This window comes from Aeromonas crassostreae, assembly GCF_054052445.1.
In genome coordinates this window covers 1-22,183 of record NZ_JBSTYM010000032.1, presented here as the reverse complement: position 1 = coordinate 22,183, position 22,183 = coordinate 1, and the positions used below count along the sequence as shown (strand labels likewise).

Genomic DNA, 22,183 nt, shown 5'->3' with positions numbered 1-22,183 from the left:
CCCCTCTCTGCCTGCTCAGGGCCTGTCGCCCCTGCCCGGATCCCCCTTGATATAGATGTCGCGCCCTCCTTGCCGGTAGGGGCGATAATAGTCATCCCCGCAACGATAGCCACCGCCGCGCTGGCGATTGAGCTCGCAGTTGACCGGCAGCGCCTCCAGCCAGGTCAGGGCCTCCTGGCGGCGCAACCACTCCTGCCACTCATGCTCCCTGGCCAGCTCGTCGCGCAGGGCGAAGGCATCAATCTTCTCGTCGCCCTTGGTGATGATGATCTGCCCGGCCCAGAGCGGCAGGCTGCACAACCACAGCAATCCCCATAATCGGCCCATGACGGTTTCCTCTGTTACTTATTTCCGACATTAAATTTAAATGCCAATCAAACTGTTAGTGGATTCTTATCCGAAAAAAGTTCGGAACATGCGTCAAGAACGTATCAAGTCACCTAGTTGTTAATCAGGACATACCGGCGAGGCGCACCATGATGAGATCCATACCTAGGCTGGTGCTGGGCATGCTGTTGGCCGAGTCAGTGTACGCCGCCGAGGTCAACCTCGACTGGCAGTGGCAATCCGCCGATGGCCAAGCCCGCCACTTCCAGCTGCAGACGGACGACAGCACCCTCGCCCGACAACGGCACGAGATGGGGATGCTCAGCCTCTCCCTCAAGCATCCCATCGAGACACTCTACGCCTACATCAGCCCGCGGCTCTACAACAGCCTCAGTCAGATCAACCAGAACAGCCCCAGCACGGCCACCAAGTTTCTCAGCCTGGAGCAGGCCTTCACCACCCGGGACAACAGCCCGGAATCCAGGGAGTTCTGGCAGGCCTACGAGCAATATCAGGAAGATGCCTTCACCCAGATGATGGTGGTGCCCTGCGTTCATCCCGCCAACGTCAGGCTGCCCTGCGTGCGTCCCAACTACTCCCAGCTCTTCTATCACTTCAAGGGGGCGCTCAAGCCCCTGGCCAGCCAGTTCACCGCGCCGGATCTCGCCGGCTCGGTGCGCTTGATCAAGGAGTGGCTGGACGTCATCCCCAGCCCACCCGAGCAGTTGGACAGCTTCCATCCCCCGCTGCAGGCCCTCAAGGAGAATCAGGCCGACAGCGACGAGAAGGCGCTCTTGATGGCCAGCCTGCTCACCGAGCTCGCACCCCAGTTCATGCTCAGCATCATCTACCCCGACACCAGCATCGGCAGCGTCTCTCCCGCCTGGCTTGCCATCACCGCAGACAGCGGCCTGCCGGGCGATGTGGTCGTGATCGACAACCAGAAGCATGTGCTGCTCACCGGCTCCCCCCTGATGGCGCAGCAGATGACCATGGCCCGCATCCCCCTCATCAGCGAACCCCTCTACTGAACGGATCCTGCCAGCCGCCCTCGGCCGGGCCCGGTGCTATCATGGCCATGAATGCGGCATGCCTTGGCCAACCCATCTGTTATTTAACACTTTTTAAACAGATCCGATCAGTCTAGGATGGAGAGCGCCCCATTTCCTTGGCCATGAAATCGTTATAACATAACAAAGGAGTGTCACCCGGATGAAACATCTCATGCTTACTCTGGCGTTGCTGCCGACCCTGGTACTGGCTCACAACATCAAGCCATCGACCCAGGTGCCTCTGGTGCAGATCGCCGAAGAAGGTGAACTGATGGTCAACGGCCAGACGATCGGCTACCGCCCCTGGCAGAGCAAGCAACTGGTCGGCAAGGTATTCCTGATCCAGCACATCGCGGGTCGCTCCAGTGCCAAGGCGCTGAACTCCCCCATGATAGAGGCGATCAAGGCCGCCAAGCTGCCCCACGACGCTTACCAGACGGTCACCATCATCAATAGCAATGATGCCATCTGGGGCACCTCGGGTTTCGTCAAGAGCAGCGCCGAGGAGAGCAAGAAAGAGTTCCCCTGGTCGGCCATGGTGCTCGATGCCAAGGGCATGGCCCGCAACGCCTGGGGCCTGACCCCGGAAAGCTCCGCCATCGTGCTGCTGGATAAAGAGGGCAAGGTGCTGTTTGCCAAAGATGGCCAGCTCACTGCCAATGAGATCACCGAAGTGATGGGGCTCATCAAGTCCCATCTCTGAATCAGACGGGGGCCCCAGGCCCCCTCATCAAGGGATCATGGGTCGCGTCAACACAAGAGTCTGGATATTGCTGTTTGGCTGGTTGTGGCTGCAACCCGCCCTGGCCCAGCACCCGCTCGAAGCCGAACTCGTCAGTCACAGCCACCACTGTCTCATCTGCGCCCTGCATCTGGACGGCAAGCTGGCGATCACGCCGACCCAACCCCTCCTCGTCGCCCCCGGATGTTGTCCCGAGGCCGCCCCCTCTTGCCGTGAAAATGCCGCCCTGGCGGTGACACTGACCCAGCCTATTCGCGCCCCTCCTTCATCCTTGCTCCCTTAAGCCACACGACTCTTACTTTATTGTTTCAAAAGGATGAATGATGAAAGCTGTTACCCTGTTGCTGGCTGCGGCCACCTTTGCCGTCCAGGCCAATCATGAACATGGCGAGAGCCACGGCGCCCATGAGCATGGCCATGGCCACCTCAACTTCGTCGTCGATGGCGACCAGCTGATGATAGAACTGCAGGCCCCTGCCGCCGATCTGGTGGGCTTCGAGCACGCCGCCAGGAGCGATGAAGAGAAGGTGCAATACGCCAAGGCGGTCGCCCGCCTCCAGCAACCCGATGCCCTGTTCCGCTTCGACCCGGCGGCCGGCTGCAAGCTGACCCAGCAGGAGTTGCAGGCCGCCAAGGAAGAGCATGATCATGACCACTACCACGACAAGGCTGACGCAGATCAGGATGAACATCATCACGACGAGGCGGGCCATGCCGATCTGGGCGCCATGTACACCTATACCTGCGCCGCCCCGGCCAAGCTAAGCGGTCTGGAGGCAAGCCTGTTCTCCGTCTACCCCAGCCTGGAGAAGCTGAGCGTGCAGGGCATACTGCCTGCCGGTCAGACCGCCGCCGAGCTGACCCCCTCCGCCAACAAGCTGAGCTGGTAACGCCATGAAAAAAGCCGTGGTTGAGATCCGCGATCTGGCCTTTGCCTGGCCAGGTGGCGACGCTGTACTCGATCTGCCCGCCCTCACCATCAGCGAGGGTGAGCGGGTCTTCATCAAGGGCCCGTCGGGCTCCGGCAAGTCGACCCTGCTCGGTCTGCTGGCGGGGATCCAGACAGCCAACCAGGGCACCCTGGAGGTGCTGGGCCAGCCATTGGCCCGGCTCTCCGGTCGGGCGCGGGATCGCTTCCGCGCCGACCATCTGGGCTATATCTTCCAGCAATTCAACCTGCTGCCCTTTCTGAGCGTGCTGGACAATGTCACCGCCGCGCTCACCTTCGCACCGCAAAAACGCGCCAGACTGCGGGGCTCGCCCCAGCAGGAGGCCCGCCGCCTGCTGGCCGAGCTGCAACTGCCACACGAGGCCCTGGCTCGGCCGGTCCATGCCCTCAGCATCGGCCAGCAGCAGCGGGTCGCCGCCGCCCGGGCGCTGATCGGCTCGCCCCAGCTGGTGATCGCCGACGAGCCCACCTCGGCGCTGGATACCGACAACAGGGCCGCCTTCATCAAGCTATTGTTCGAGGAGTGCGACAAGCAGGGCTCGACCCTCGTCTTCGTCAGCCACGACCCCTATCTGGAGCCCCTCTTCCCCCGGGTGGAAAACCTGCAACAACTCAACCGGAGGGCCGCATGATGATTGCCGCAGTTCAGGGCTTGTGCCCGCCCCCCCGCCATCAGGGCGCCCGACCAGCACGCTACCGGAGGCACCTATGCTGAAACTGGCACTGCAGAGCCTCTGGGCCCGCCGCCTCACCGCCGGGCTCACCCTGCTGGCGGTGACCATCAGCGTCACCCTGCTGCTCGGGGTGGAGCGGGTGCGCATGCAGGCCCGCGAGAGTTTTGCCAACACCGTCTCCGGCACGGATCTCATCGTCGGCGCCCGCTCCGGCCAGGTGAACCTGCTGCTCTATTCGGTATTTCGCATCGGCAACCCCACCAACAACGTGGGCTGGGATGCCTATCAGGCCATCAAGGAGCGGCCCGGCATCGCCTGGACCATCCCGCTTTCCCTTGGCGACTCCCACAAGGGATTCCGGGTGCTCGGCACCAATGGCGACTACTTCAAGTACCTCAAGTACGGGCGCCAGCAAGCCCTGGTGATGGCACAGGGACGCCCGTTCCAGACGCCCTTTGAGGCCGTGCTCGGTGCCCAGGTGGCACAGAAGCTGGGCTACCGGCTCGATCAGTCCATCGTCATCGCCCACGGCGCCGGCAACACCTCCTTCAGCCAGCATGACAACCTGCCCTTCAAGGTGGTGGGGATACTGGCGCCGACCGGCACCCCCATCGATCGCACCGTCCATGTGCCGCTGGCGGGCATAGAGGCGATACACCTGGGCTGGGACACAGGCCGTCACAGCAAGAACGTGACCGCCGAGCAGGCGCTGGCCCAGGATCTCACCCCCAAGACCATCACCGCCTTCATGGTGGGCCTGAGCAACCGCATCCTGGCGTTCCAGTTGCAGCGCACCATCAACACCTATCCCAGGGAACCGCTGATGGCGATCCTGCCCGGCGCCGCCCTGCAGGAGCTGTGGGCCATGATGAGCGTGGCGGAGACCGCCCTCGGCGTCATCGCCGCCTTCGTGGTGGTGGCGGGCCTCATCGGCATGCTGACCACCCTGCTGGCGGGGCTCAACGAGCGGCGCCGCGAGCTGGCCATCCTGCGATCCCTGGGGGCAGGCCCGGGCCATCTGTTCGCCCTGCTGACCATGGAGGCCATGGCCCTCACCAGCTTAGGCATAGTGCTGGGGGTCGCCGTGCTCTACCTGGGACAGGGGCTTGCCTCCCCCTGGCTACTCAGCCACTATGGCCTGCAACTGAGACTGGCGCTGCCAAGCGGCTATGAGTGGCAGCTGCTGGGGCTGGTCTGGCTGGCGGGCGTGCTGATGGGCCTGTTGCCGGCGGCCCGCGCCTACCGCTACAGCCTGAGTGACGGCATGAGCATTCGCGTGTGATAAACCGAAAAGGACGAGAGATGATGTTGAGAGTGATGGCGCTGCTGACCTGCCTGCTGGCGCTGCCCAGCCAGGGCGCCGAGTCGTACAAGACCCTGGACTGGGACGCCTTGCTGCCCCCGGGCCAGAGCGTGCTGCCGCCCCCTCCCGTCCCCCACGACGGGGACATGAGCGCGGTGCCGCAGCCCATCGGCGAGGTCAACCAGGCCCTAGATGGCCAGACGGTGCGTCTGCCCGGCTTCGTGGTGCCCCTGGAGGGGGATGCCAAGAAGATCACCGCCTTCCTGCTGGTGCCCTACTTCGGCGCCTGCATCCATGTGCCGCCCCCGCCCACCAATCAGGTGGTCTATGTCAGCTTTCCCCAGGGGGCGCCGGTCGATGATCTCTGGGATGCCATCTGGGTCAAGGGCAAGATCAGGACGGTGAGCACCAGCCAGGAGATGGCCAACACGGGTTACAGCATGGAGGCCGTCGAGGTCACCGTCTACGAGGAGTGAAGGCCTGCCCTCTTCCCAGACAAAACGGCCCCTGTGGGCCGTTTTTGCCAAGCGGCTCCCGGCGCCCCCAGCCAGGGGATTACCCCGAGGGTCAACTAGCGTAACATCTGGCCCCAGTATCCCAGCCAATGGAGCCGTCATGGCCGATCTTCCCCCCCCCAAGAAAGAGAGTGCCATCCTGAGCAGCCAGGAGCAGACCCTGCGCCTGGCCCGCAGCCGCGGCATCGACGGCATGCTGACCCGCAACAGCGACAGCACCTTCGAGCAGAGGGCCAGCTTTCGCCAGCTGGCGGATCAGGCGGCGCGTCAGCGCAACCTGGAGGCCATCATGGTGATGGCGTCGCGCCACTGCGAGGAGACGGCCGCCGGCGGCGAGATGGACAGCGACTGGCTGACCCGCTTCCTGCAACTGGCGGAAGATATCAGCATGGTGCCCATGCAGCAGCTATGGGGGCGCATCTTCGCCATCGAGGTCGCCACCCCGGGCCGGTTTTCCATCCGCTCCCTGGCCACCCTCAAGGAGATGACCCAGCGCGAGGCCCAGCTGTTCCAGCGCCTGTGCGCCCTCTCCTGCCACTACGCAGGCAGCGACGAGCTGCGCCTGCTGCTGGGGCTGCACAAGGGGGCCAGCCTGCTGACCCGAGCCAGGGTGACCCGGCTCGCCCTCGGCAAATACCGCCTGCCTTACAACGCCTTGCTGCAACTGTTCGAGCTCGGTCTGCTGCATCGGGGCGAGCTCGAATCCGGTCCCCTGCCTGCGGACGGGGTGGAGCTGGCGTTCGGCAACCAGCAGTGGCGCCTGCACCGCAACCAGAGCAATATCACCCTGCTTTACTACCGCCTCACCCCGGTGGGCAACGAGCTGGCCCAGTTGCTGACGGAACCGCCACTGGAGGAGTACCTGCAGGATCTCAAGGCCGTACTCGGTCAGGGGCTCACCCTGGAGGTGAGCGCCGCCCCAGCCCCTATCCAAGAAAATGAAGGGGGGTGATGCCCCCTGTTTGGATGCCCCTTATTGGGACACCCACCAATTTACACAAGGCTCTGCTGGCTGGCTGCTACCCCTTAATCGGGAAGGCTCTGCCCCCGTATTGGGACACCCACCAATTTGTACTGCTTCTTAATTGGGACACCCACCAATTTGCACAAGGCTCTGCTGGCTGGTTGTGGTTGCCGTGGTGGCACCATGATTGAGATCTTTGGGTCAGGGAAGGAGAGATACTCTGAGTATCCTATTGGGACACCCACCAATTTGTACAAGGCTCTGCTGGCTGGTTGTGGTTGCTGTGATGGCACCATGATTGAGAGCTTTGGGTCAGGGAAGGAGAGATACTCGCGGTGTTGGCTTAGAAAACCACTCTTCAGCCAGCATCAGCCTTGGCATCAAAGACTTGTGCCAGGGGATCCAGGTGGTGCGACGCGGCTCAAGATAACGGCTGGTGACATCGCTGCTGGCCACAATGCTCTGCGTAACGCAGGCAACGCGCCTTGTCACCCACCACCCTGATACCCCGCCGCCGAAATAGTGTCACTTGTCGCAACCATTGCACTTCATCAAGGCCCAGCCGCTGCAGAATGGGGGCCAGTTCCTCCTGAATATGGCCCCGCTTGTCCGCCCTGATGGCCCGGCCGGTCCAGTCCACCAGCATCAGATAGTCAGTGAAGACACATGGCAGCCCCTCAGGTTTGTCCGGACTGGCAAACGGCAGCAGCAGCGGAGGCAATGATACTTCAGGCGCTTCGTCATCAAGACGCTGCTTTATGCTGGTGTAATCACTTTGCTCCGGCCTGTCAGCCAGCGCAGCCCGGATCGGGTTCAAATCCACGTAGGCCATGCAGGCCAGCAGAGCCGACTCTGTCAGCAGGGCCTGACTTTTGAAGCGCCCTTCCCAAAAGTGACCCTTGCAACCATCTTCCTGATTGGCCTGCCGCGCCATGCTCTCATTGAGCAGTCGCACAAACCAGCTGATGGAGTGCAACCGTTGGCGCCACTTGGCGATAAGCCCCCGAACCACTTCAAGCTCGGGCTCAATCAGGGATTCATGCTGATACCAACGCCGCACCAACAGCGGCCATTGAAACAGCGCAGCCCAACGCTCGGCGACTTCTCGCTCACTCCAGCTGGCGGCGGTTTCGAACTCGACCTTGAGTACCAGGTGATAGTGGTTGCTCATCACCGCATAGGCGCACACCCCGATAGCAAACTGGCGGGACAGCTGACCAAGCCTGTCTACCACCCACTGACACCGGTGCTCATAGCTATGGCCAGAATGCGCATCTTGCCCACACAAGAAGGCCCGCCGCACACAGCGACTGACCACATGGTAGTAGGGGGTATCTTGCAGGCTGATCTGGCGTGAACGCGCGATGGTCATGGCACACTCCTCGACGGGTTACCCATCAAGCGAAGCTGCATGCTACGCTGCTGTCAAATTGGTGGGTGTCCCAGATTTCCCTTCCTCTTTCTCCCAGATTTCTTGTCAAATTGGTGGGTGTCTCAGATCTATTCATTCACAGGCCAACCACAATTGAACAGTTACGATTCTCCCAGAATTTTTTTGCTACGGAGAACCATGATTCAGGAGAAAGCGGTAAATTCTGGTTTTTAACGCTCTGAAACATCTCATCATTAACATCTGAGGTCATTTGTTGGTAGTGTACTGCAAAATCAATAGCTAACTGATCTGGTGATGGATTGTAGTCATAACCAAGCATTAATGGTGTATCTTTTTTGAATGCACTCAATGCCGAATTAAACGCCTTATTTATTTCTTCTCGTGATAAGGTACCTGGCTTAATGGTGTTTGCTATTAGTGTACACTCAGCTGCTGCTTTCATTTTTTTGTATTCGTTACTGCTAATTCCCTGTGCATTAATAGAGTTGGATAGTAAGAACATAAGGGAGATGAGGATAGTTTTTTTCATTATGTATATGCAGGTTAGTTAAAAACCGATAATAATAAGAGCACTGATGTAAAATGCAATCAGTTTGTTTGGCCTCATGTACAGGACCTTAAGCGTTGAGTCCCTTTAAAACGCCCTCCAAGATCCTGTTCTGTATCGATTTTCTCTGCTTGGTTCGGCAAGCGTTCTTGGCCAAATAATCCGCAGCCCATGCCAGCCTTTCCCTTATTTCTGTCAACGCCCTATGGGCCACTGCTTCCAATAGCGGTAACCACCATGCCGTACTGTTTTTTGACGCTTTCAACATCGATAAGGCCCCACTCATCACACTCTGCGCGACCCGTCTTTTCATCACCAGCGACAGCAGGCTTGTCCACACCAGCCCCTCGGCGATCGCTTTCTCCCCCGTCACAAATCCCTTGAGCCGGTTGTGCGATTTCCACTCTTTAAATAACAACTCCACCTGCCAACGGCAGCGATACAGGCTCATCATCTGCTCTGCTGACCATGCCGCTCGCGGCGGGTTCGTCATCCACAGACAGAACCGCTTTTCCTCGGCAAACCAGCTCCGGATCAACCGGTACTCCACCTTGCCGGACTTCACCACCATATCCAACACCTCGGCCCGACAGCGTCACTGAAATATTGGGACACCCATCGTTCGGAGCGCCGCGTAGAGGCCAACAGACTCGCCAAGCCCTTCAGTCACTAACTGACACGGTATTGGCTCCCCCTCTGATTCGCAGAGATGAGGCCACTGCACCAGGTCGCGAGACAGGGATGTCGAGCGAGCGGCGGCGGGCCATGGAGGGCCCGTCGGCGCGTGCCGTCGGTGCTGTGGCTGAGGTGAGAGGACTCGACAAAGGAGAGCGAATCGGTGGGGCTTGGCCTTTCTTTTGGTGACTTTTCTTTGGCCACGCAAAGAAAATCACTTACCACAGCCCGCAGGGCGGGCGAAACCTCTTTGAGGAGGAACTCCTCGCGTCCCATGCGGCAAAGCCGCATCCATCCCCCCCTCTCGGCAAAGGAAATGAAAAGGGGGCATTCGCCCCCTCACGCTCGATAATCCACAGACCCTATCGACCTTAGTCGATCAACCCCCGCTGCCGCAGGGCGATCAGCAGTTCATCCACCAGCGCTTCCACCGGCTTGCCAGCGTTAAGCAGATGAATCTCCGGCTGCTCGGGTGCCTCGTAGGCGGAGTCGATACCGGTAAAGTTGCGAATTTCCCCTGCCCTAGCCTTCTTGTAGAGCCCCTTGGGGTCACGCTCTTCGCACACGGCGAGCGGCGCATCGACAAATACTTCGACAAACTCGTCCGCGCCCAAGAGACTCCGCACCAGATCCCGCTCGGCACGGAACGGCGAGATAAAGGCGGTGAGGACGATAAGGCCCGCATCCACCATGAGTTTTGCCACCTCGCCGACCCGGCGGATATTCTCCTGACGGGCGGCGTCGTCGAAGCCGAGATCGCCGCACAGGCCGTGGCGCACATTGTCCCCATCCAGCAGATAGGTGTGTTTGCCTTGCGCCGCCAGCGCCTGCTCCAGCGCCCCCGCCAGGGTGGACTTGCCCGCCCCGGAGAGCCCGGTGAACCAGATCACCAGGGGCTTTTGCCCCTTCTGTTCAGAGCGGCTGCGTTTGTCCACGGCATGCTGGTGCCACACGATATTGCTCATTCAAACTCCTTGCGGGGCAGCAGGGCCCCAAAACGAAACGGGTCGCACCTTAAAACGGAAACAGCAGGGGCACCATGATCAAGACGCCGATGCTGTATGCGATGGAGACCGGCAGGGCCAGCTTGAGGTAATCCGGCATCCTGTAGTTGCCCGCGGCGAAGACCATGAGGTTGGTCTGATAGCCGTAGGGCAGTATGAAGCTGGAGCTGGCCCCAAACAGCACCGCCAGAATGAACGGCATGGTGGAGACATCCATGCTGAGCGCCAGCTGGTAACCCATGGGGAAGGCCAGGGCCGCGGCGGCGTTGTTGCTCATCAGCTCCGTCAGCACCAGGGTGAAGAAGTAGATGCCGATGAAGGCCACCAGGGGGCTGGCACCGTTGAACTCCCCCATCAGGAAGTCGGCGATGACCCGGGCCAGGCCGGTGCGTTCGAGCTGGTCGGCGATGGCGAGCGCCCCCCCCACCACCAGCCAGATCTCCAGCGGGAAGCGGCGACGGATCTCGTCCAGGGTCAGCACCCGGGTCAACAGCAGGGCCACCAGCATGATGAGTAGCCCCTTGAACAGCGGCACCAGCTCGAACACCGACAGCGCCAGCACCCCGAGAAAGCCCACCACCACGGCGGCGCTGCGCTTGCCGTCGAGCCGGGTGGAGGCCTCCAGCCCGCTCACCACCACAAACTCCCGGGAGAGGGACTTGTTGCCGGCAAACTTGGGGCCCGGTGCCAGCAGCAGGGTGTCCCCTGCGTGCAGCTCAATCTGGCCCAGACCCCCGGTGAGCTGGGTCTCGCCGCGGCGCACCGCCAGCACCACCGCATCGAAGTGGGTGCGAAACTCCGCATCCTTGATGGATTGCCCCACCAGCCGCGAGCTGTGGCTGACGATCACCTCCACCAGGTGCTGGCCGTTGAGGCGGTGCTGGCCGTAGAGATCCAGCCCCTTCATCTCCTGCAAGACACCCACGCTCTCCACGTCGCCGCAAAACAGCAACATGTCCCCCTCGTGCAGCTCGTGCTCGGGCTGCACCGGGCAGATCACCTGATCGCCGCGGATGATCTCGGCGAGATAGAGGCTTTTCAGGCTGCGCAGGCCGTTCTCTTTCACGCTGCGCCCGGCCATGAGGGAGCCCTCGCTCACCTTGGCCTCGAGGAAGTAGCCGGAGGAGCGGTCTATCTCGGTATCCTGCTCCGGCAGGCGACGGGCGAACAGCAGCACGGCGATGAGGCCGGTCACCAGGGTACCCGCCCCCACCATGAAGAAGTCGAACATGCCGAGCGGCTCGGCCCCCATCTTCTCCAGGAAGCTGTTGACGATGAGGTTGGTGGAGGTGCCGATCAGGGTCAGCACGCCGCCAAAGGTGGCCGCGAAGCACATGGGCAGCAGCAGCCGGGACGGCGCATGATTGGGGTTGCGCTTGACCGCCCCCAGCATGGAGGCCACCACGGCGGTGTTGTTGACCAGGGCCGACAGGAAGGCGGTGGAAAACCACACCTTCACCAGCACCTTGTTGAAGGAGCCCGTGCCCACCTGATTGGCGAACCAGCTCATGATGCGGGTCTTCTCCACCGCCAAGGAGACCAGCAGCAGCAGCACCAGGGTCAGCAGCGAGCTGTTGGTATAGCCGCCGACCACGGCATTGATGTCCGCCAGTCCGCTCAGATAGGTGATGAGCACGGCGCCCGAGAAGAGCAGCGCCGGCCTGAGCTTGCCCTGAACCAGCAGGACGATGAGGGTAGCCAGCAGACCCAGCACCAGGGATTGTTGCCAGGTCATGGGCTTATTCCTTGTCGTTGGCGATGGTCAGCGCCTGCCAGTGGGGGAAGTGCTTGCGCACCAGGGCGTTGAGCTCGATTTCGAACTCGCTGTACTGCCCTGCCACAGCCTTCGCGGCCAAGCCTTCCACTATCATGCCCGCGCCCACGGTGACATTGGTCAGCCGGTCGATGAGGATGAAGCTGCCGGTGTCGCGGATATCCGCATAGGGGTCGAACGCCACCGGGTCGGTCAGGCTGAATTCGCACAGGCCGATCTCGTTGAGCTTGAGCTCGGAGGCCGGCAACTCGTCGAGCTTGTTGATCTCGATGCGATGGCGGATGGCTTCCACCTGGCCGCGGCTCTTCTTGGTGGCCAGCTTGACGTCGTAGACCCGGCCCGGTTGCAGGGACTCCTCCCCCATCCAGACGATGTGAGCCAGCAGGTTCTGGGTCACCTGGGGCTTTTTCGCCGCATCCACCAGCAGGTCGCCCCGGCTGATGTCGATCTCGTCCGCGAAGGTGACAGTGATGGCCTGACCCGGCAGGGCGTAGTCCAGATCCCCGTCGAAGGTGACGATGCGCTTCACCGTGCTCTCCTTGCCGGACGGCAGCACCGCAAGCCGGTCGCCGACCCGCAGGATGCCGGAGGCGAGCGTTCCCGCGAAACCGCGAAAATCGAGGTTGGGGCGGCTGACGTACTGCACCGGCAGGCGCACCGGGTGGCGCTCCAGCTCGCGCTCCACCTCGGCAGATTCCAGCAGGGAGAGCAGGGTCTCGCCCTGATACCAGGCCAGCTTGTCGCTCGGGTTGACCACATTGTCACCGTCCAGGGCCGAGACCGGCACTATGTGGATGGTGTCGACGCTGAGCTTCTTGGCGAACTCACGGTAATCGCTACTGATGCGCTCGAACACCTCCTGGCTGAACGCCACCAGATCCATCTTGTTGACCGCCACCACGAACTGCTTGATGCCGAGCAGGCTGGCGATAAAGCTGTGGCGACGGGTCTGATCCAGCACCCCCTTGCGGGCGTCGATCAATATGATGGCCAGATCGCAGGTGGAGGCGCCGGTGGCCATGTTGCGGGTGTACTGCTCGTGGCCCGGGGTGTCCGAGATGATGAATTTGCGTTTCGCGGTGGAGAAATAGCGGTAGGCTACGTCTATGGTGATGCCCTGCTCGCGCTCCGCCTGCAGGCCGTCCACCAGCAGTGCCAGGTCCAGCTTCTCGCCTGTGGTGCCGAGCTTCTGGCTGTCGGACTCCAGCGCTTTGAGCTGATCTTCATAGATCTGCTGGGAGTCGTGCAGCAGGCGGCCGATGAGGGTGCTCTTGCCGTCGTCCACGCTGCCGCAGGTGAGAAAGCGCAGCAGGCTCTTGTGCTGCTGGGCGTGCAGGTAGGCTTCAATGCCCTGTTCGCTGATGGCGGTCTGAATGTGGTTGTTCATGATGCGATTCCTTAGAACATTTTTTTAGAAATAGCCCTGACGCTTCTTCTGCTCCATGGAGCCGGCCTGATCGTGGTCGATGAGCCGCCCTTGCCGTTCGCTCGAGGTGGTGATCAGCATCTCTTCGATGATCTCCGGCAGGGTGGTGGCATTGGATTCGATGGCCCCGGTCAGCGGGTAGCAGCCGAGGGTGCGAAAGCGCACCAGCTCCTGCTTCACTTCGTCTTCCGGGCCTATGGGCATGCGTTCGTCATCCACCATGATCTTGATGCCGCCGCGATCCACCACGGGGCGCATGGCCGCGAAGTAGAGCGGCACTATGTCGATGTTCTCGAGATAGATGTATTGCCAGATGTCGAGCTCGGTCCAGTTGGAGAGCGGGAAGACACGGATGCTCTCCCCCTTGTTGACCTGGCTGTTGTAGACGCGCCACAGCTCGGGTCTCTGGTTCTTCGGATCCCAGCGGTGGGACTTGTCACGGAAGGAGTAGACCCGCTCCTTGGCCCGGGACTTCTCCTCGTCACGGCGGGCGCCACCGAAGGCGGCATCGAAGCCGTATTTGTTGAGCGCCTGCTTGAGCCCCTCTGTCTTCATGATGTCGGTGTGCTTGCCGCTGCCGTGCACGAAGGGGTTGATGTCCATGGCCAGACCGTCCGGGTTCTTGTGGACGATGAGATCCAGCCCGAACTTCTTCGCGGTCTCGTCCCGGAATGTGATCATCTCCTTGAACTTCCAGTTGGTGTCCACGTGCAGCAGGGGGAAGGGGATCTTGCCCGGGTAGAAGGCCTTGCGGGCCAGGTGCAGCATGACGGAGGAGTCCTTGCCGATGGAGTACATCATCACCGGGTTCTCAAACTCGGCGGCTACCTCGCGGATGATGTGGATGCTCTCGGCTTCCAGCTGTTGCAAGTGGGTCAGTCTTTCACGGTCCATGTCTAGGTCCTCGGTTCATTGCTAACGCGCCTGGTCGGGGCGCGGTGTTGGTTCAGTTCGCAGCCGCTGGCGGCAGCGTCAAATCGATTCGTTGCCCGTTGAGCTCAGGCCAGGGTGACCAGCTTGAGGTCGTTGCCCCCAGCCTTCGGGCGCTGCTCGCCATCCCGTGCCTCGCCAAACCAGGCCAGCTGCCTGCGCAAGGCCACCACCTCGCCGATGACGATAAGGGAGGGGCTCACTGCCTGCTCGGCCAGTTCGGCCAGATCAGCCAAAGTGCCGGTCAACACCTTCTGACTGGCCTGGGTGCCCCGCTCTATGATGGCGATGGGGGTGCTCCCCTTGCGGCCATGGTCAACCAGCTGCTGCTGGATGTGCTCGGAGCGCATCAGCCCCATGTAGATGACCAGGGTCTGGTTGGTCGCCGCGAGCTGCTGCCAGTCGGGCTGGGTGCCCTCCTTCTGGCAGTGGCCGGTGATGAAGACGGCGCTCTGGGCATGGTCGCGGTGGGTGAGCGGAATGCCCGCATAGGCGGTGGCGCCAGCGGCGGCGGTGATGCCGGGCACCACGGAGAAGGGGATACCTTCGTCTGCCAGCACTTCCAGCTCCTCGCCACCGCGGCCGAACATGAAGGGATCGCCCCCCTTGAGGCGCACCACCCGGTTGCCCGCCCTGGCGTATTCCACCAAGAGGCGATTGGTCTCTTCCTGAGGCACGCTGTGGGCGCCGGCCTTCTTGCCCACCGACACCAGGGTGGCGTCCCGGCGCACCAGATCCAGGATCTCGGGGGAGACCAGCTGGTCATAGAGCACCACTTCAGCTTGTTGAATCTGTTGCAGCCCCTTGAGGGTCAAGAGGCCAGGATCGCCCGGGCCCGCCCCCACCAGCACCACCTCCCCGACTTCTGTCTGTGCCTGGTCCAACCCCTCGTTCAACCAGCGTTCGGCCCCCAGCCACTCCTGCTTCTCAATCAAACTGGCGAGCGTGTTGGAGGCAAAGGCGCGCTCCCAGAAGCGGCGACGGTCGGAGATGGAGGAGAGCACCCGCTTGGCCTTGACCCGCACCCGGCCGGAGAGCTCCGCCAGGCCGCCGAGATGGCGGGGCAGCAGGCTCTCCAGACGCTCGCGCAGCAGGCGCACCAGCACGGGGGCCTTGCCGCCGCTGGAGACGGCCACCATGATGGGGCTGCGGTCGATGATCGACGGAAAGATGAAGCTGGAGCGGGCCGGGTCATCCACCAGGTTGACGAACAGACCCAGTTCGGTGGCGCTCTGGTAAACCAGGCCGTTGACCTCGTTGTCATCGGTGGCGGCGACCACCAGGATCTGCCCTGCCAGATGGCCAGGTTCGAAGCGCACCGGCAGATGGGTGAAGCCGCCCGCCAGTTCCTGAAATTCGGGAGCGATATCCGGGGAGACCAGGGTGAGCCTGGCACCGGCCGCCAGCAGCAGACGCGCCTTGCGCAGTGCCACCTCGCCGCCGCCCACCAGCAACACGGGACGCCCTTCCAACCGGGCAAACATAGGTAAGTAATCCATCTCGTCCCTCTCGATACCGCTTGTCTCTGGCGACTATAGGCAGGGTTACTTATCCCTCAAAATAATAAAAAATGCTTTTTAAGACGTTTTGGTAATTAAAACTGTCCCCTTGGCGATGGGAACAAACCTAAGCTTGTGGTGTTTGCGGCCAGGGCATAGGCTAGCGCCCGAGTTTCATAAGGAGCTATTCATGAATGAATCACTGATAGTGCTAGGGATTTTTGTTTTCCTGGTGATAGCGACTCTGGGGGCAGGCATCAAGATAGTGCCCCAGGGCTATAACTGGACCGTGGAGCGCTTCGGTCGCTACACCCGCACCCTCTCCCCGGGCCTCAACCTGCTGATCCCCTATGTGGACAGAGTCGGCCACAAGATCATCATGATGGAGCAGGTGCTGGACATCCCGGCCCAGGAGGTGATCTCCCGGGACAACGCCAACGTCACCATAGACGCCATCAGCTTCGTGCAGGTGGTGGATGCCCGCAAGGGAGCCTATGAGGTCAACGACCTCCCCAGCGCCATCCGCAATCTCACCATGACCAATATGCGGACCGTGCTCGGCGCCATGGAGCTGGACGAGATGCTCTCCCAACGCGACACCATCAACGAGAAGCTGTTGCGCACCATGGACGCCGCCACCGCCCCCTGGGGCATCAAGGTGACCCGCATCGAGATTAAAGATGTGCGCCCGCCGCTGGCCCTGGTGGAAGCCATGAACGCCCAGATGAAGGCCGAGCGGCAGAAACGGGCCGAGGTACTGGAGGCCGAAGGGGTGCGCCAGTCCAAGATCCTGAAGGCCGAGGGGGAAAAGCAGTCTCAGATCCTCAAGGCCGAGGGGGAACGCCAAGCCGCCTTCCTCGCCGCCGAGGCGCGCGAGCGGGCCGCCGAGGCGGAAGCCAAGGCGACTCACATGGTCTCCCAGGCCATCGCGGAGGGGGACATGCAGGCCATCAACTACTTCGTGGCCCAGAAATACACCGAGGCCCTGGCCCGCATCGGCGAAGGGCCCAACAGCAAGATCATCATGATGCCCCTGGAGGCGGGCAGCCTGATTGGCTCGGTGGCGGGCATGGCCGAGCTGTTCAACAAGGGTGAGAAAAAATGACAGACCTGCTGGAGGGGCTGACCCACTGGCACTGGCTGGGGCTGGGGTTCGCGCTGCTGGCCATCGAGGTGCTGGGGTCGGTGGGCTTTCTGCTCTGGACCGGCATCGCCGCGATCGAGGTGGGCGTGTTGCTGCTGCTCTGGCCCTTCGGCTGGCAGTGGCAGTTGCTGCTGTTTGCCCTGCAATCCCTGCTGACCACCTGGGCCTGGTGGCGCTGGCAGCACAAGCGTGACCGCTCGAGCCGGGATGCGGCCGCCCCCATCAACGAGCGGATGCAGGGTTACCTGGGCCGGGAGCTGGTGCTGCTGGACGACGCCGTGCAGGGGCTGAGCCGGGTCCGCCTGGATGACACCGTCTGGACGGTGCGCTGCCAGACGCCGCTCAAGGCGGGCAGCCGGGTCAGGGTGGTGGGCACGGACTCCCATATCCTGCTGGTGGAACCCCTGCCCTGATCCGGGCAAGCGTCACGACAAAGGGCTCCGCGGAGCCCTTTTTTCATGATGCCGCTGCGGCCAGAGCCCAGGGGGCTTGCTCCTAGAGAGCCCCCTCCTCGACGGCGGCCTTGAGCAGATCCTTCCAGCTCAGCACCCCCACCAGCGTGCCCCGATCCAGCACCGGCAGGCAGGAGACCTTCTTGTCCAGCATCAGGCGGGCGGCATAGGCCAGGGTCTGGTGGGGCGAGACGGTGACGGGCTGGCGGGTCATGATCTGGTGCGCGCGGCGATTGAGGGTCTCGGTATCGCGCGCCTGCTCGGCGGCGGAATCCAGATAGGGGCTCAGGGCCCGCAGCAGATCCCGATCCGAGATGATGCCGAGCAGCTCCCCCTCCTCCATCACCATCAGGTGACGGAAGCGGGCTTGATTGAAGATATCCCTGATGAGGCCCAGCCTGTCGTCCATCTCGACGGTGACGACCCGGGTGGTCATGATGGTTGCAACCTGCATGGCAGACTCCTTGTCCGGCCGCCGCTCCCGAAAGGAGGCGGACCGATGGCGATAATGCTTGCTGTTATGACATCTTTATCGGCGCCGCACCAGTCGGCTCCAGTGCAAAGCGCCGCCATTTCACGTAAAATCCCGCCAGTTTCGTTCCCGGTTCCCGAGCGCGCAGACCCCTTCGGGCGGCGCGCCACCGTGTTTCTTCACTCTCGAGCAAGCAGACCCCCCATGATAGTTGCCAGTCAAATCGAGCTGATCCGCGGCGGCCGCAAGCTGCTGGATAACGCCTCCGCCACCATACACCCGGGCCACAAGGTGGGCCTGGTGGGCAAGAATGGTTGCGGCAAATCCACCTTCTTCGCCCTCATCCGAGGAGAGCTCACCCTCGACAACGGCAGCTTCTCCCTGCCGGTCGGCTGGCAGATAGCCGGCGTCGCCCAGGAGACCCCGGCCCTGGACTGCTCGGCCCTGGACTATGTGATGGACGGCGACAAGGAGTTTCGTGCCCTGGAAGCCGAGCTGGCCAAGGCCGAGCAGGATGACAACGGTCTGCTGGTGGCCGAGCTGCACGGCAGGCTCGACACCATAGGCGCCTACAGCATTCGCGCCCGCGCCGCCGAGCTGTTGCACGGCCTGGGCTTTGGCGACGAGCAGCTCGGCTCGCCGGTGCGCAGCTTCTCCGGTGGTTGGCGCATGCGCTTAAACCTGGCCCAGGCCCTGCTCTGCCGCTCCGATCTGCTGCTGCTGGATGAACCGACCAACCACCTGGATCTCGATGCGGTGATCTGGCTGGAGAAGTGGCTCAAGGGCTATCAGGGCACGCTGGTGCTTATTTCCCACGACCGCGACTTCCTCGATTCGGTCATAGGTCGCATCATCCATATCGAGAACGGCAAGCTCAACGAATACACCGGCGGCTACTCCGACTTCGAACTGCAACGGGCCGAGCAGCTGGCCCAGCAGCAATCCATGTACGAGAAGCAGCAGCGGGAGATGTCCCACATGCAGGCCTATGTGGACCGCTTCCGCTACAAGGCCTCCAAGGCCCGTCAGGCCCAGAGCCGGTTGAAAGCCATGGAGCGGATGGAGAAGATACTGCCCGCCCACGCCGATTCGGAGTTCAGCTTCGAGTTTCGCGAGCCCTCGGCCCTGCCGACCCCGCTCATTGCCATGGAGAACCTCAGCGCCGGTTACGGCGACAAGGTGATCCTGGAGAAGATCAAGCTCAACCTGGTGCCGGGGTCGCGCATCGGCCTCTTGGGCCGCAACGGCGCGGGCAAGTCCACCTTCATCAAGATGCTGGCGGGCAGCAATCCGCCGCTCTCCGGCAAGCTGGAGGTGAGCGCCGGGGTCAGCATCGGCTACTTCGCCCAGCATCAGCTCGAAACCCTGCGCCTCGACGACACCCCCCTCGACCATCTGGCGCGCCTGGCGCCGGACAAGCCCGAGCAGGAGCTGCGCAACTATCTGGGCAGCTTCGGTTTTCATGGCGACAAGGCGCTGGACAAGGTGGCGCCGTTTTCCGGCGGCGAGAAAGCGCGACTGGTGCTGGCCCTCATCACCTGGCAAAAGCCCAACCTCCTGCTGCTGGATGAACCGACCAACCACCTGGACTTGGAGATGCGCCACGCCCTGACCATGGCGCTGCAAGGGTTCGAGGGCGCCATGGTGGTGGTTTCCCACGACCGGCACCTGCTGCGCACCACCACGGATGACTTCTATCTGGTACACGGTGGTCGGGTCGAAGCCTTTGATGGCGATCTGGATGACTACCACAAGTGGCTCGGCGAGCAGGAGAAAGAGGCCAACGCCAAGCCGACGGATGGCGCCGTCTCCGCCAACTCCGCCCTGGCCCGCAAGGATCAGAAGCGGCGCGAGGCGGAGTTCCGGCAAGCGACCCGTCCCCTGCGCCAGAAGCTGGAGAAGCTCGAGGCCAGCATGGAGAAGCTGCAGGGCAAGCTCGACGACATCGAGAACCAGCTGGCCGACCCCGCCATCTACGAGGAGAGCGCCAAGGGCAAGCTCTCCGAGCTGCTCAAGTCCCAGGGCCCCCTCAAGGAGCAGCTGGAAGCGGTGGAGCTGGAGTGGATGAGCCTCAGTGAAGAGCTGGAAACCATGGAGTCCGCCTTCCTTGAGCAATGATCTGATGCGAGACGCCAGCGGCCTGCCCAGCCCCCTGGGTTTCTGGCACTGGAGCGGCAAGACCTATGGTGCCCGCCCCGGGGATTGGCTCACCGTGCAGACCCTGGGGGGCAACGTCAACCTGGCCCTGCTGCTGCATTGGCTGGATCTGGCCAGCCTCAGCGCGGATCTGACCGCGCTGCAACCGGCCCTGGTGCAGACCGAGGCCGTGCTCGCCCCCTGGCGCGCCCTGCGCCAGCAAGTCAAGGCGCGGCTGGACGAGGCCGAGTATCAGGCCATGCTGGCCCACGAGCTGGAGCTGGAACAGTTGCAGCAAGGGGTGCTGCTGCAGAGTCTGCGCGCCCATCCCCCACGCCGGGAGCCAGGCCACAACCTGTTGAATTACCTGACCTTGCTGGGCGCCGAGACGGGCCCCTTGAGAGACCTAACATGCTGAGCTATCGCCACGCCTTCCACGCCGGCAACCATGCCGACGTCCTCAAACACGCCGTGCAGGCCCTGATCATCGAGTCCCTCAAGAAGAAGGAGAAACCCTTCATCGTGCTGGACACCCATGCCGGCGGCGGTCTCTACGACCTGCGCGGCGACTGGTCCCAGAAGAAGGCGGAATACGCCGACGGGATCCAACGCCTGTGGGACGAGCGGGCCCAATGGTCCGCCATGGCGCCCTATCTGGCCGTCATCGAGGAGATGAATCCCGCTCAAGAAGGAAACAGCGGCGAGCTGCACTATTACCCGGGATCCCCGGAGCTGTCGCGCCGCCTCATCCGCGAGCAGGACAAGCTGGCGCTGATGGAGCTGCACAACAACGAGGTGGAGGATCTTCGCGCCAACATGGGCTATGACCCCCGCGTTGTCGTCCATCACAGGGACGGCTTCGAAGGCCTGGTGGCCCTGCTGCCCCCCACTCCGCGCCGCGGCCTGGTGCTGATCGACCCGCCCTATGAGCTCAAGGAAGACTACTTCGCCGTGGTCGAGACCCTTAAAAAAGCACAGAAGCGCTGGGCCACCGGCATCTATGCCCTCTGGTATCCCATCCTCGGCCAGGAGGCGGACAAGTCCCGCGACATGCTGCGCGCCATCAAGCGGGAGAACTTCGGCAACGTCCTGGTGGCCGAGCTGGAAGTGGCCGGTCAGACTGCGGATTGGGGCATGAATGGCTCAGGGATGCTGATCATCAGCCCCCCCTGGCTGCTGGACGAGCAGATAGAAGCCTTCTTGAAACCCCTGTGCGCCAAGCTGGCCCAGGGCGCAGGCGCCCAGTACAGGGTGGAGTGGCTGAGCAAGGCCGAAGGCTGAGCCCTTACCGACCGCAAACATGACAAAGCCCCGAGAGGGGCTTTTTCTATGGCTGCCGTTGCCGGAATGACACCTTCCCCATCAGGCCCGGACGGGCAGATCTCGCCACAGCGCCAGCACAAGCAAGGCCAGCAGAGCGACGGGCGGGAACAGACAAAGTAACACGCACAGGACGGTGACAAGCCCGGGATGGCGGCTCTTGCGGCGGGCCAGTCGCCAGGCCGCGACGCCGACGACGATCATCAGCAGCAAGATAAACTGACCAAACAGGGTGGCATTGAGGGTCATGAAAGCTCCTTTTTCATGGCAAAAGGCACACTCTATCGTCGCCGTGGCTCCAGGCAAGTCCCCAATCTGGTGGCCTCCCCCTCGGTCGATAGGCTTTTCCTATCCAGCCAATAGATGAGAATAGTTTTCATTTACCTCATATTTGGGCGATACTGCACTCATCGCCAGAGGGAGTGACCATCATGAAAAAGACCATCAGCTTCGCCATCCTGCACTTCAGTGTCGCCTTCACCGTGGCTTACCTGCTCACCGGCGAACTGCTCACCGCCAGCCTGATCGCCCTGATCGAGCCCGCCGTCAACACGGTCGCCTTCTACTTCCACGACCTTGGCTGGCACAGGCTCAAGCCAGACCACAGCCTGCAGGCCAAGACCAGCAGCTTCGCCCTGGTGCACTTCTCGGTGGCCTTCGCCGTCGCCTACCTGCTGAGTGGCGAGCTGCTCACCGGCGGCGTGATGGCACTGATCGAGCCCGCCATCAACACCGTGGTCTTCTTCTTCCATGAGCGGCTGTGGCGTGCCCGCCACCCCCTGGCCCTGGCATAAGCCAGAGGCAGCAAGGGATCAGACCAGCCTCCTCATCCCGGGGCCCCCCGGAGCGAGAAAACCCACGGGCGCCCGGGGGGGGGCGGTGGGT

The 22,183-nt window shown here is 62.3% G+C and carries 24 protein-coding genes and 1 pseudogene; 14 read left to right on the top strand and 11 right to left on the bottom strand.

Translation table 11 applies throughout. From position 1 onward, the window contains the following. Positions 1-15 precede the first annotated feature (15 nt). On the bottom strand, positions 16-327 hold the full coding sequence (locus ACW5W4_RS17500; RefSeq protein WP_456690241.1) for a hypothetical protein: 312 nt from the start codon (positions 325-327) through the stop codon (positions 16-18). A gap of 152 nt (positions 328-479) precedes the next feature. Between ACW5W4_RS17500 and ACW5W4_RS17495 the strand changes: the two genes are divergently transcribed. From ACW5W4_RS17495 to ACW5W4_RS17460, 8 genes are all read left to right on the top strand, one after another. Continuing rightward, on the top strand, positions 480-1,358 hold the full coding sequence (locus tag ACW5W4_RS17495; RefSeq protein WP_456690247.1) for a hypothetical protein: 879 nt from the start codon (positions 480-482) through the stop codon (positions 1,356-1,358). Between the two features lie 181 nt (positions 1,359-1,539). Continuing rightward, positions 1,540-2,082 (top strand): YtfJ family protein, encoded by a 543-nt coding sequence (locus ACW5W4_RS17490; protein ID WP_456690240.1) that lies wholly within the window; start codon positions 1,540-1,542, stop codon positions 2,080-2,082. A gap of 37 nt (positions 2,083-2,119) precedes the next feature. Then, a complete protein-coding gene (locus ACW5W4_RS17485) occupies positions 2,120-2,404 on the top strand; it encodes a hypothetical protein (RefSeq protein WP_456690239.1) in 285 nt (94 codons plus the stop codon). Between the two features lie 40 nt (positions 2,405-2,444). Then, positions 2,445-3,011: a DUF2796 domain-containing protein gene (locus tag ACW5W4_RS17480; protein ID WP_456690238.1), complete on the top strand. Its 567-nt coding sequence runs from the start codon at positions 2,445-2,447 to the stop codon at positions 3,009-3,011. A 4-nt stretch (positions 3,012-3,015) separates the two neighbouring features. Further along, the gene (locus tag ACW5W4_RS17475) at positions 3,016-3,702 is read left to right on the top strand and encodes an ABC transporter ATP-binding protein (RefSeq protein WP_456690237.1); all 687 of its coding nucleotides are present in this window, start codon (positions 3,016-3,018) and stop codon (positions 3,700-3,702) included. A gap of 76 nt (positions 3,703-3,778) precedes the next feature. Beyond that, positions 3,779-5,026 (top strand): ABC transporter permease, encoded by a 1,248-nt coding sequence (locus ACW5W4_RS17470; RefSeq protein WP_456690236.1) that lies wholly within the window; start codon positions 3,779-3,781, stop codon positions 5,024-5,026. Positions 5,027-5,049: 23 nt separating this feature from the next. Continuing rightward, complete coding sequence (locus ACW5W4_RS17465) at positions 5,050-5,523, top strand: DUF3299 domain-containing protein (protein WP_408776037.1); 474 nt, start codon at positions 5,050-5,052, stop codon at positions 5,521-5,523. A 139-nt stretch (positions 5,524-5,662) separates the two neighbouring features. Next, positions 5,663-6,514: a TIGR03899 family protein gene (locus ACW5W4_RS17460; RefSeq protein WP_456690235.1), complete on the top strand. Its 852-nt coding sequence runs from the start codon at positions 5,663-5,665 to the stop codon at positions 6,512-6,514. Between the two features lie 433 nt (positions 6,515-6,947). Here the strand turns inward: ACW5W4_RS17460 and ACW5W4_RS17455 are convergent, their stop codons facing one another. The 8 genes and pseudogenes from ACW5W4_RS17455 to cysG form a co-directional block, all read right to left on the bottom strand. Beyond that, the gene (locus ACW5W4_RS17455; protein WP_456690234.1) at positions 6,948-7,898 is read right to left on the bottom strand and encodes a transposase; all 951 of its coding nucleotides are present in this window, start codon (positions 7,896-7,898) and stop codon (positions 6,948-6,950) included. A gap of 136 nt (positions 7,899-8,034) precedes the next feature. Then, positions 8,035-8,448, bottom strand: coding sequence for a hypothetical protein (locus tag ACW5W4_RS17450; RefSeq protein ID WP_456690233.1), 414 nt, complete (start codon positions 8,446-8,448; stop codon positions 8,035-8,037). A gap of 88 nt (positions 8,449-8,536) precedes the next feature. After that, positions 8,537-9,061 (bottom strand): annotated as a pseudogene (locus ACW5W4_RS17445) (transposase); the annotation flags it as partial. A gap of 451 nt (positions 9,062-9,512) precedes the next feature. Beyond that, entirely contained in the window at positions 9,513-10,106 is a 594-nt protein-coding gene (cysC, locus tag ACW5W4_RS17440; RefSeq protein ID WP_456690232.1) for an adenylyl-sulfate kinase, read from the bottom strand. A gap of 49 nt (positions 10,107-10,155) precedes the next feature. After that, a complete protein-coding gene (locus ACW5W4_RS17435) occupies positions 10,156-11,880 on the bottom strand; it encodes an SLC13 family permease (RefSeq protein ID WP_456690231.1) in 1,725 nt (574 codons plus the stop codon). Between the two features lie 4 nt (positions 11,881-11,884). Then, a complete protein-coding gene (gene cysN / locus ACW5W4_RS17430; RefSeq protein ID WP_456690230.1) occupies positions 11,885-13,306 on the bottom strand; it encodes a sulfate adenylyltransferase subunit CysN in 1,422 nt (473 codons plus the stop codon). Between the two features lie 24 nt (positions 13,307-13,330). Beyond that, on the bottom strand, positions 13,331-14,239 hold the full coding sequence (gene cysD / locus ACW5W4_RS17425; RefSeq protein ID WP_456690229.1) for a sulfate adenylyltransferase subunit CysD: 909 nt from the start codon (positions 14,237-14,239) through the stop codon (positions 13,331-13,333). Between the two features lie 104 nt (positions 14,240-14,343). Continuing rightward, entirely contained in the window at positions 14,344-15,774 is a 1,431-nt protein-coding gene (gene cysG / locus ACW5W4_RS17420) for a siroheme synthase CysG (protein ID WP_456690228.1), read from the bottom strand. Positions 15,775-15,964: 190 nt separating this feature from the next. On the opposite strand from cysG, the gene ACW5W4_RS17415 reads away from it, so the two are divergent. Together ACW5W4_RS17415 and ACW5W4_RS17410 are read left to right on the top strand one after the other, a co-directional pair. Then, positions 15,965-16,879 carry an SPFH domain-containing protein gene (locus ACW5W4_RS17415; RefSeq protein WP_041992042.1) on the top strand — a complete coding sequence of 305 codons (915 nt, stop codon included), beginning with the start codon at positions 15,965-15,967 and terminating at the stop codon, positions 16,877-16,879. Next, on the top strand, positions 16,876-17,331 hold the full coding sequence (locus tag ACW5W4_RS17410; RefSeq protein ID WP_456690227.1) for an NfeD family protein: 456 nt from the start codon (positions 16,876-16,878) through the stop codon (positions 17,329-17,331). Before ACW5W4_RS17415 ends, ACW5W4_RS17410 begins: the two co-directional genes overlap by 4 nt. A gap of 82 nt (positions 17,332-17,413) precedes the next feature. On the opposite strand, the gene ACW5W4_RS17405 is transcribed toward ACW5W4_RS17410, so the two are convergent. Beyond that, entirely contained in the window at positions 17,414-17,824 is a 411-nt protein-coding gene (locus ACW5W4_RS17405) for a CBS domain-containing protein (RefSeq protein ID WP_408797062.1), read from the bottom strand. Positions 17,825-18,046: 222 nt separating this feature from the next. Here ACW5W4_RS17405 and ACW5W4_RS17400 point away from each other — a divergent pair, with 222 nt between their 5' ends. From ACW5W4_RS17400 to ACW5W4_RS17390, 3 genes are read left to right on the top strand one after another with little or no spacing between them, the layout of a single operon-like run. Beyond that, positions 18,047-19,960, top strand: coding sequence for an ABC transporter ATP-binding protein (locus tag ACW5W4_RS17400; protein ID WP_456690226.1), 1,914 nt, complete (start codon positions 18,047-18,049; stop codon positions 19,958-19,960). A gap of 4 nt (positions 19,961-19,964) precedes the next feature. Beyond that, positions 19,965-20,396, top strand: coding sequence for a DUF2390 domain-containing protein (locus ACW5W4_RS17395; protein ID WP_456690246.1), 432 nt, complete (start codon positions 19,965-19,967; stop codon positions 20,394-20,396). Then, on the top strand, positions 20,390-21,259 hold the full coding sequence (locus tag ACW5W4_RS17390) for a 23S rRNA (adenine(2030)-N(6))-methyltransferase RlmJ (protein WP_456690225.1): 870 nt from the start codon (positions 20,390-20,392) through the stop codon (positions 21,257-21,259). Before ACW5W4_RS17395 ends, ACW5W4_RS17390 begins: the two co-directional genes overlap by 7 nt. An 81-nt stretch (positions 21,260-21,340) precedes the next feature. Here the strand turns inward: ACW5W4_RS17390 and ACW5W4_RS17385 are convergent, their stop codons facing one another. Next, positions 21,341-21,547: a hypothetical protein gene (locus tag ACW5W4_RS17385; protein WP_456690224.1), complete on the bottom strand. Its 207-nt coding sequence runs from the start codon at positions 21,545-21,547 to the stop codon at positions 21,341-21,343. A 182-nt stretch (positions 21,548-21,729) separates the two neighbouring features. Between ACW5W4_RS17385 and ACW5W4_RS17380 the strand changes: the two genes are divergently transcribed. Next, on the top strand, positions 21,730-22,092 hold the full coding sequence (locus ACW5W4_RS17380; RefSeq protein WP_456690223.1) for a DUF2061 domain-containing protein: 363 nt from the start codon (positions 21,730-21,732) through the stop codon (positions 22,090-22,092). The last annotated feature ends 91 nt before the right edge of the window (positions 22,093-22,183 follow it).